This window comes from Pseudomonas sp. GD03862 (assembly GCF_029840855.1).
Lineage (GTDB): Bacteria > Pseudomonadota > Gammaproteobacteria > Pseudomonadales > Pseudomonadaceae > Aquipseudomonas > Aquipseudomonas alloputida.
On the sequence record NZ_JAOCDI010000009.1, the window covers coordinates 152,315 to 161,478 of the forward strand.

Sequence of the window (9,164 nt, forward strand, 5' to 3'; positions counted from 1 at the left end):
TGCTCTAAGGGATCAGATACAACAGGACACTAAATAATTCAGCGCTTACTGTTTTTTTGTGCGTTTGCGGCACCACCCAACGGCGCACAAAGAAAAGCCGCTGCAATGGCAGCGGCTTTCATGACCAAGGCCTGGCTTCAGATACCTTCGCGCGCCAGGTCCATGGCGAAGTAGGTCAGGATCAGGTCGGCACCGGCACGCTTGATTGCGCCAATGCTTTCGCGCACCACCCGGCCTTCGTCGATGGCACCGGCCAGCCCGCCGAACTTGATCATCGCATACTCGCCACTCACCTGGTACGCCGCCAGTGGCAGGCGCGAAGCGGCGCGGATGTCGGCGATCACATCAAGATAGGCACCGGCCGGCTTGACCATCAGCACGTCCGCCCCTTCCTGCTCGTCGAGCAGCGACTCACGCACCGCTTCGCGGCGGTTCATCGGGTTCATCTGGTAGCTTTTGCGGTCGCCCTTCAGTGCGGTGCCGCCGGCCTCACGGAACGGGCCATACAACGACGAGGCGAACTTGGTCGAGTAGGCCATGATCGCGGTGTCGTGGAAGCCAGCACCGTCCAAGGCACTGCGGATAGCCTGCACCTGGCCGTCCATCGCCGCCGAGGGGGCAATGAAGTCGGCACCGGCAGCAGCGGCGATGACTGCCTGCCTGCCCAGGTTGGCCAGGGTGGCATCGTTGTCCACGCCATGGTCATGCAGCACGCCGCAGTGGCCGTGGCTGGTGTATTCGCAAAAGCAGGTGTCGGACATCACCACCATTTCCGGCACGGTGTCCTTGCAGATACGCGACATGCGCGCAACCAGGCCGTTTTCGTTCCAGGTGTCGCTGCCATCGGCATCCAGGTGGTGCGATACGCCAAAGGTCATCACCGACTTGATGCCGGCGCGGGCATAGCGCTCGATTTCCTGGGCCAACAGCTTCTCGGGGATACGGTTGACACCGGGCATGCTGGTGATCGGCACGAAATCATCGATGCCCTCTTCGACGAAGATCGGCAGGATCAGGTCTTCAAGGCGGAACTCGGTTTCCTGGAAGATCGTGCGCAGGGACTCGTTCTGCCGCAGGCGGCGGGGACGAACGGACGGGAATTGGTTGGACATGACAGCTCCAGGGAATTTGAACGGCGTATACCTTATGCCTGTCGCGCGCCAGTGAAAAGGCTAAATGACGAGATTGTGTCTTGCGTCAATGGCAACGGCCGGGGTTTGCCTGTGTTGGCCTCTTAGCGGGTAAACCCGCGAAGAGGCGGTACAGGAATAAACTACTGCAGCCAGGGCGGCGTTACCTCCTCTGCCTTGGCCGGCCCATGCTCGGCCTCGGCGCGTGCTGCACGGCGGCGAGCGTCGTCCATCCGGGCGGCGTCGATCTCGCGCATCACCCCGGTTACGTCAGCTTCATGTTCGTCATCCTCGAACACCCCGGTCAACGGGCTGTCGGGCAGCAACTCGCCGGCCTCGTACAACGCCCACATCTCCTGCGCATAGCGGGTGCTTTTCAGCTCCGGGGCAAAGCGCCCGAAATAATGGGCCATGTTGTCCACATCGCGCTGCAGCATGCTGAAGGCGTGGTTGTTGGCGGCTGCATCCACTGCCTGCGGCAGGTCGATGATCACCGGCCCGTCCGGGCCGAGCAGCACGTTGAACTCGGACAGGTCGCCATGCACCATTCCGGCGCACAGCATCAGCACGACCTGGCGAATGACGAAGGCGTGGAACGCGCGGGCATCCTCCGCTTCGAGGTGTACGTCGTTCAGCCGTGGGGCCGCATCGCCATCGGCATCGGTGACCAGCTCCATCAGGAGCACGCCGTCCTGGAAGTCATAAGGCTTGGGCACCCTCACACCTGCGGCGGCCAAACGGAACAGCGCTGCCACTTCGGCGTTCTGCCAGGCATCTTCGGCTTCTTTGCGGCCGTACTTGCTGCCCTTGGCCATGGCCCGGGCCTGACGGCTGTTGCGTACCTTGCGGCCCTCCTGGTATTCGGCGGCCTGGCGGAAACTGCGCTTGTTGGCTTCTTTATAGACCTTGGCGCAGCGTACCTCGCTGCCACAGCGCACCACGTACACAGCGGCTTCCTTGCCACTCATCAACGGCCGTAGTACTTCGTCGACAAGGCCGTCTTCGATCAACGGTTCGATTCTTTTAGGTGTCTTCATCAGGCTGCGTTCAGGGTCCTGGCTTTGTTGGCGGACATCCTCTCACAGCCTGATGCGACTTGCTCGTCTGTCTTCAGGCCGGACGAATCAGGCGCCCTGCCCTACGCCAGCCACGGCCCCGCCGCGCGCCCGGCGCCGGGTCACCAGCACCCCCGAGCACACCACCAACACCGCCAGCACCATCGTCGAGACCACTTCCAGGCGATGATCCGGGCGGAACAGCATCAATACCAGTACGCCGCTGATGAACAGGATCACGCCCCAGGTCAGCCACGGGAACAGCCACATGCGGTAACCCAGTGTCTTGCCCTGTGCCGTCAGGCGCTGGCGCAGGCGCAGCTGGGAAATGGCGATGACCAGATACACCAGTAAGGCAATGGCGCCGGAGCTTGCCATGAGGAAGCCAAACACCTTGGCCGGCACCAGGTAGTTGGCGATCACCGCCAGGAATGCAGCCCCCGTCGACAACAAGACTGCCACCACGGGTGTACCACTGCGGCTGGTTATCTGGGCACAGGCCGGGGCATCACCCCGGCGGCTAAGCGAATAGACCATGCGCGAGGCGGTGTACAGCGACGAGTTGAGGCAGCTGGTCACCGACGTCAGCACCACGAAGTCGATGATGGCCTTGGCATTTGGCACGCCGAGGGTGTCCAGCACCGTGACATAAGAGCCTTCGGTCGCCAGGCGTGGGTCGGTCCACGGTACCAGTGCGATGACGATGAAGATCGACAGGATGTAGAACAGCGTTATCCGCCAGATCACCGAATTGGTAGCCTTGGAAATATGCTTGCCCGCCTCGTCGGATTCAGCCGCAGCAATGGTCACCACCTCGGCCCCGAGGAACGAGAACATGGTGATCAGCATCGCGCTCAGCACCGCACCAAAGCCGTTGGGCATGAAGCCCCCCGTATCCCACAAGCGCGAGACGCCGCTGACGCCGGTCCCCGGCAACAGGCCGAAAATGGCGCAAACACCCAGGGCGATGAAGCTGACGATGGCCACCACCTTGACCAGTGCCAGCCAAAACTCGAACTCACCGTAATTCTTCACGCTGAACAGGTTGGTGGCCGTCAGCAGCAACGTGATCACCAACGACAACACCCAGATCTCCAGCTGCGGGACCCAGGAGTTGATGATGGTAGCGGCGATATTGGCCTCGATCGGAATGATCAGCACCCAGAACCACCAGTACAGCCAACCGATGGTGTAACCGGCCCATTTGCCGATGGCGAGGTCAGCGTAGGTTGAGAACGAGCCGGTGTCCGGGGAGGCAACCGCCATTTCGGCCAGCATGCGCATCACCAGCACCACCAGGCCGCCCGCCAGGATATAGGCCAGGATGGTGGCAGGCCCCGCTTCGGCGATGGCGCGGCCAGAGCCGACAAACAGCCCGGCGCCGATCACGCCGGCAATGGACAGCATGGTGACATGCCGTGATTTCAATCCATGACTCAAATTGTTCTTGTGGGTTTGCATGGCGCTACCTTGTTGTTTTTGTCATGCCCACGCAGGGGCCGCCGGCTGCACGTCACCGACGCAGGCGCGAAAAAGCCCGCCCTGCCCTGAATGGTGAGCAGGGCAGTACGGGTTGAGTAAAACGAAACCGCAGAAGGTGTTACCGGGGGGGTCAGCTGGCGGCCCTCTGGTTGGCCGACCGGTCGGCCTTGGGGAAGCTGCCGCCCTGCAGGCCAACCTGCTCGCACACTTTCTCGACGATGTAGGCGCCGATCGGTATGGCCGAGGTCGCGGCTGGCGACGGTGCGTTGCACACGTTGACACTGCGCGCGGTGTTGACGAACAGGAAATCGTCGATCAGCTTGCCGTCGCGCGACACCGCCTGGGCACGCACGCCGGCCGGGTAAGGCGTGAGGTCGGCTTTGGTTATGCTCGGGCAGTACTTCTGCACCTGCTTGAGGTACCCACCCTTGAACAGCGAGTTCTTCATCTCGATCAGGCCCGGGCGGAAGTTCTTCGCCAGCACCTTGAGGATGCCGGGCGTGGTCAGGGTCTGGAACAGGTCGCTGGGGCTGACATCGGTCTTGCGGTAGCCCTCGCGCTTCATCGCCAGCACAGCGTTGGGGCCTACGGTGACGGTGCCATCGATCATGCGGGTCAGGTGCACCCCCAGGAAGGGCATCGACGGGTCGGGAATCGGGTAGATCAGGTGGTTGACGATCTGATTGTGCTGCTTGGGCAGCAGGTAGTATTCGCCACGGAACGGGCAGATCACGAACTCGGTACGCAGCCCGAGCATGCTCACCACGCGGTCGGCCATCAGCCCCGAGCAGGTCACCAGGAAACGGCTGCGCAGTTCATCACGCTGAGTGCGCACGATCACCTCATTTGCCTGTTCCTGCAGGCCGACCACTTCTGCGCCATAGCGGATTTCGCCACCGGCACGCTGGAACTCAGCGGCCATCGCAGCCGTCACCTGGGCGTAATTGACGATACCGCTGGACGGCACGAAGATGCCCCCCATACCGACGATGTTGGGCTCACGCTCGCGCAACTCGTCAGCCGACAGCCAGTAGCGTTCCAGGCCATTAGCCGCCGTCCGCTCCCACAGCGCCTTCATGCGCTGCATTTCCAGATCGTTGGTGGCTACCAGCAGCTTGCCGCACTCATCGAAGCGAATGCCGTGCTGGGTGCAGAAGGCTTTGGTCGCCTTGTTGCCTTCCAGGCAGAAGCGCGCCTTGAGGCTGCCGGGGGTGTAATACACACCGGCGTGGATCACGCCGCTGTTATGGCCGGTCTGATGGCGGGCCGGGCCAGATTCTTTCTCCAGCAGGAGCATCTTCGCGTCCGGATAGACCTTGATCAGGTGCATGGCCGTGGACATGCCCACAATCCCGCCGCCAATAATGATGAAATCGTACACAGCCTTACCTCACACGCAGGCATTGCCTGGCAGGCTCACCAAAGCCCGCACGGGACCTGGTGGCATAGTTTTGTGCAAAAACGCGTGGGCGGGCGCCCGCCCCGCGCCCTGTCATTATTGCCCGCGCTGGTACAGCGGCTTGGGGAAGGCGACGTAACCACGCTGGCGCATCAGTTCGCGGCGCAAGCCCTCGTGCGGGGTGAAGCGATCGCGGCCATGCAGCCAGAACAGGTTGTTGATCAGCAGGAAACTGCCTACGCCTACCGGTACCGAGACCTTCTTGCCGCTGCCTTCCAGCGACTCGGACAAGGCGTTCAGCCAGATACCTTCCTCGTAGTTTTCCGGCTGCACGAACTGGTCAATGTAGCGCATGGTCGGCCGGCCTTCGGCATCGGTGTCAAATACCGAATGGAACACATCTTCGGCAACCTTTTTGCTCGGCGGCGCGGTCCAGCGCATTTCGCGGCGGGCCAGAGGGTGACGGAAGAACGCCTCGCACTGCTCCCAGTCGTCCAGGTGCAGCAGCAGCGAGTTGCCGCCTTCCATGTTCTTTTCGTCGATCTTCAGCATCAGCACGTAGTCGGTGATCTGGTTCACGAACGTGCCGTCGTTGTGCAGCTCCATGACCCGGTGCGGCTGGCGCAGGTAGCTGTCGGAGTTGTCGCTGTTGACCACCACGAAGCGCGCATAGAACTGGCCACTCATGGCGTCATAGTTGGAACGGCCGATCAGGTGAGCGCAGGCGGTGGTGAACTTGACCATGTCCTCGGCCTGGCTCACGTCATCCAGGCCGATCGGGGTGATCAGCATGCCGCCTGTGGCACGGTCGAGGATGGTGTTGAGCAGCACCGGGCGCAGCGTGCCCTGGCACAGCTCGTCAAGGATTTCGCCTACACGAAAACGCAGGAACGACTTGTACTCCAATGCCTGCACCGGCCATTGGGCAACGGCCTGCACGAACGCTTCGACGGTTTCCCGGGCAAAGGTCAGTTCCAGCAGGCGCGGCGACTGTTTCGAGGGGGCGATGGTGTAGCCCTGCGGTTCGAGTGGCAGCGGCATGACAAGTTCGTCGATCTGCGTAAAGGCGTTCATGGCAATGTCCTGGCTAAAAAAGTAGGTGGCGCCGTCCGGTCATGACCTGGATCAGTGCGGGCGAGGTAAAAATATCGCCACTAGATCGAAATGTCTACATTTTTATGTTTCAGCGACACTACTTGAGTTTGTCCATTGTTTTTCGTCGACAGTGGGTTTCGGTATGATCGGCAAAACGTTTTGAGGAACAGGATCTTGGAAGCGCTCGCCCCCCGACAAAACTCAGCATTCAGCGGGTATGAGAGGCTCAAGAAGGACATCATCCGCGGGGTGTTCAAGCCCGGTGAAAAGCTGTTGATGAGCACCCTCAAGGAACGCTACGACCTGGGTGTGGGCCCGCTGCGCGAAGCACTGTCGCAACTGGTGGCCGAGCACCTGGTCAACGCGATAAGCCAGAAAGGCTACCGGGTAGCGCCCATGTCGCTGGATGAGATGAACGACATCTACGACGCCCGCGCCAACCTGGAAGCGATGATCATTGCCTTGGCCATCGAGCGCGGCGATGACGCCTGGGAGGCGTCGGTGCTGGCCCACTCGCATACCTTGGCCAAGGTGGTGGAAGTAAAAACCCGCGAGCAGCGGCTGGATGTGTGGGACGAGCGGCACAAGGCGTTCCATACTGCCATTGCCTCGGGCTGCGGCTCCAAGCACCTGCTGCAGGCGCGCACCTACCTGTTCGACCAGGCCGAGCGCTACCGCCACCTGTGGCTGACGCAGACGGTGTTTTCCGAAGAGGCGCTGGCGCTCAAGCGCCAGGAGCATGCGGCACTGGTCGAGGTGATCCTTGCCCGGGATGCCAAAACCGCCAGCGCCATGATGCGCTCGCACCTGATGACACCGGTACCGATCATTGCGCAGATCATGCACGCCGAAGGCATCGGTGCCCGCTAGATGAATTTTTCTTAAATCGCCGGTTGTCTATTCTTTGGCACAATCAGATCTCCATTAGATGCCCAGGAACCAGCATGCCTCGCGTACTGACCATCGAAGACGACGCCGTCACCGGCCAGGAAATCGTCGCCGAACTGACCAGCCACGGTCTGGAAGTGGATTGGGCCGACAATGGCCGTGAAGGCCTGGCCAAAGCCATTGCGGGCGGCTACGACCTGATCACCCTGGACCGCATGCTGCCCGAGGTCGACGGCCTGACCATCGTCACCACCCTGCGCAACCTCAAGATCGCTACACCGATCCTGATGATCAGCGCCCTCTCCGACGTCGATGAGCGGGTGCGCGGCCTGCGTGCCGGCGGAGACGACTACCTGACCAAGCCGTTCGCCTCCGACGAAATGGCCGCGCGAGTCGAGGTATTGCTGCGCCGTAACAGCGTACCCACGACCCAGACCCGCTTGCAGGTTGCCGATCTGCAGCTGGACCTGATCAGCCACGAAGCGCGCCGCGGTGACAACACCCTCAACCTGTTGCCCACCGAGTACAAGCTGCTGGAGTACCTGATGCGCCACAGCGGCCAGGTGATCACGCGGATGATGATTTTCGAGGAGGTCTGGGGCTATCACTTCGACCCGGGCACCAACCTGATCGACGTGCACATCGGCCGCCTGCGCAAGAAGATCGACTCACCCGGCCAGTCGCCGCTGATCCGTACGGTACGGGGCTCCGGCTATGCCATTGCTGAACCCGTCTAAAGGCTGGAGTTCTTCTACCAGCCGCCTGCTGGCGCTGTACAGCTTTCTGTTCGTGGCCTGGAGCAGCATCCTCATGGGGGTGCTGTACTTCGAGGTCTCCAGCTACCTGAACAAACTTACCCGTCACTCCATGCTGCAGCGCCAGCACCTGTTCGCCCACATGAGCGGCAAGCAACTGGACGACGCCCTGATCGCCAGCCAGGCCTTCGAGGAGCGCAGCTTTGACGCCTACGGCCTGTTCGATAACCAGCTCAACCCGATTGGCGGCACCGTGCGAGCCCTGCCCCCAGAGCTCAAACTGGATGGCAAGATCCATGAGCTGGAACGCTGCCTGGATGCCGACGACCCACGCATGCCCCGTGACAGCTGCGACGCGGTGGCAATCAAGGTACAGGATGGCCGGTGGCTGGTGCTGGTGCGTGACAATGGCTCGCTGTTCGTGGTTACCCGTATCATCCTGCACGCCCTGCTCTGGGGCATCTCGCTGACCCTGATCCCGGGTTTTGCCGGTTGGTACCTGCTACGGCGCAGGCCGCTCAAGCGTATACGGGCGATCCAGGCCCAGGCCGAACTGATTGTCGCCGGCGACCTGACCCACCGCCTGCCACTGTCGGCCCGCCGCGACGAGCTGGACATGCTTGCGGCGATCGTCAATGCCATGCTCGACCGTATCGAACGGCTGATGCATGAGGTCAAGGGTGTGTGCGACAACATTGCCCATGACCTGCGCACACCGCTGACCCGCCTGCGCGCCCAGCTGTACCGTATTCGCCAGCAAAGCGACGTGGATTCTGCGCAAGCCGAAGCGCTGGACCAGGCCATTGGAGAAACCGACACCTTGATGGCGCGCTTTCGCGGGTTGTTGCGCATCAGCGAGCTGGAAGACCGCCAGCGCCGCGCCGGCTTCATCCAGCTTGACCCGCATGAGCTGCTGGTAGAACTGCATGATTTTTACCTGCCATTGGCCGAGGATGGCGGCATTCAACTGCAATTGCACCAACCTGCGCAGCTACCGGCGTTGCACGGCGACCGCGAACTGCTGTTCGAGGCCTTGGCGAATCTGGTGGGCAACGCGATCAAGTTCACGCCCGAGGGTGGTCGGGTGCGCATCACCGCCACGCAGGATGACAGCGGCGTGCACATGGCGATCGAGGATAGCGGGCCTGGTATTCCCGAAGCCGAGCGCACGGCTGTACTGAAACGGTTCTATCGCAGCGATGAGGGCCACCGCCATGCCGGCTTCGGGCTGGGGTTGTCGATCGTGGCAGCGATCGTCGACCTGCATGGCTTCGGGCTGGAGATCGGCGAAAGCGAATTGGGTGGGGCCAGGCTGGTATTGCACTGCCCGCTTGCGGGTCTAGGCAAATAAAAGCTGGGG

General features: G+C 61.9%; 8 protein-coding genes. 3 read left to right on the forward strand and 5 right to left on the reverse strand.

The window, feature by feature from the left end; translation table 11 throughout:
* Nucleotides 1-137: 137 nt before the first annotated feature.
* The 5 genes from hemB to glaH all read right to left on the reverse strand — a co-directional run bounded on the left by hemB (nt 138) and on the right by glaH (nt 6,140).
* The gene (hemB, locus tag N5D53_RS09045) at nt 138-1,112 is read right to left on the reverse strand and encodes a porphobilinogen synthase (RefSeq protein WP_020192985.1); all 975 of its coding nucleotides are present in this window, start codon (nt 1,110-1,112) and stop codon (nt 138-140) included.
* Nucleotides 1,113-1,273: 161 nt separating this feature from the next.
* On the reverse strand, nt 1,274-2,167 hold the full coding sequence (locus N5D53_RS09050; RefSeq protein ID WP_019437052.1) for a PA4780 family RIO1-like protein kinase: 894 nt from the start codon (nt 2,165-2,167) through the stop codon (nt 1,274-1,276).
* Nucleotides 2,168-2,254: 87 nt separating this feature from the next.
* Complete coding sequence (gene gabP / locus N5D53_RS09055; RefSeq protein WP_104961836.1) at nt 2,255-3,646, reverse strand: GABA permease; 1,392 nt, start codon at nt 3,644-3,646, stop codon at nt 2,255-2,257.
* A 151-nt stretch (nt 3,647-3,797) separates the two neighbouring features.
* A complete protein-coding gene (gene lhgO, locus N5D53_RS09060) occupies nt 3,798-5,048 on the reverse strand; it encodes an L-2-hydroxyglutarate oxidase (protein WP_104961837.1) in 1,251 nt (416 codons plus the stop codon).
* 114 nt (nt 5,049-5,162) lie between these two features.
* On the reverse strand, nt 5,163-6,140 hold the full coding sequence (glaH, locus tag N5D53_RS09065; protein ID WP_010953811.1) for a glutarate dioxygenase GlaH: 978 nt from the start codon (nt 6,138-6,140) through the stop codon (nt 5,163-5,165).
* A gap of 195 nt (nt 6,141-6,335) precedes the next feature.
* Between glaH and csiR the strand changes: the two genes are divergently transcribed.
* From csiR to N5D53_RS09080, 3 genes are all read left to right on the forward strand, one after another.
* Nucleotides 6,336-7,031 (forward strand): DNA-binding transcriptional regulator CsiR, encoded by a 696-nt coding sequence (gene csiR / locus N5D53_RS09070; protein WP_010953810.1) that lies wholly within the window; start codon nt 6,336-6,338, stop codon nt 7,029-7,031.
* A 74-nt stretch (nt 7,032-7,105) separates the two neighbouring features.
* Nucleotides 7,106-7,786 carry a response regulator transcription factor gene (locus N5D53_RS09075; protein ID WP_010953809.1) on the forward strand — a complete coding sequence of 227 codons (681 nt, stop codon included), beginning with the start codon at nt 7,106-7,108 and terminating at the stop codon, nt 7,784-7,786.
* Nucleotides 7,764-9,155 carry a HAMP domain-containing sensor histidine kinase gene (locus tag N5D53_RS09080; protein ID WP_129932500.1) on the forward strand — a complete coding sequence of 464 codons (1,392 nt, stop codon included), beginning with the start codon at nt 7,764-7,766 and terminating at the stop codon, nt 9,153-9,155. Before N5D53_RS09075 ends, N5D53_RS09080 begins: the two co-directional genes overlap by 23 nt.
* Nucleotides 9,156-9,164 lie beyond the last annotated feature (9 nt).

Bases quoted from the DNA above. Each gene is read 5' to 3' on its own strand.
- hemB (WP_020192985.1), bottom strand. From the start codon at position 1,112: ATGTCCAACCAATTCCCGTCCGTTCGTCCCCGCCGCCTGCGGCAGAAC.
- N5D53_RS09050 (WP_019437052.1), bottom strand. From the start codon at position 2,167: ATGAAGACACCTAAAAGAATCGAACCGTTGATCGAAGACGGCCTTGTC.
- gabP (WP_104961836.1), bottom strand. From the start codon at position 3,646: ATGCAAACCCACAAGAACAATTTGAGTCATGGATTGAAATCACGGCAT.
- glaH (WP_010953811.1), bottom strand. From the start codon at position 6,140: ATGAACGCCTTTACGCAGATCGACGAACTTGTCATGCCGCTGCCACTC.
- N5D53_RS09075 (WP_010953809.1), top strand. From the start codon at position 7,106: ATGCCTCGCGTACTGACCATCGAAGACGACGCCGTCACCGGCCAGGAA.
- N5D53_RS09080 (WP_129932500.1), top strand. From the start codon at position 7,764: ATGCCATTGCTGAACCCGTCTAAAGGCTGGAGTTCTTCTACCAGCCGC.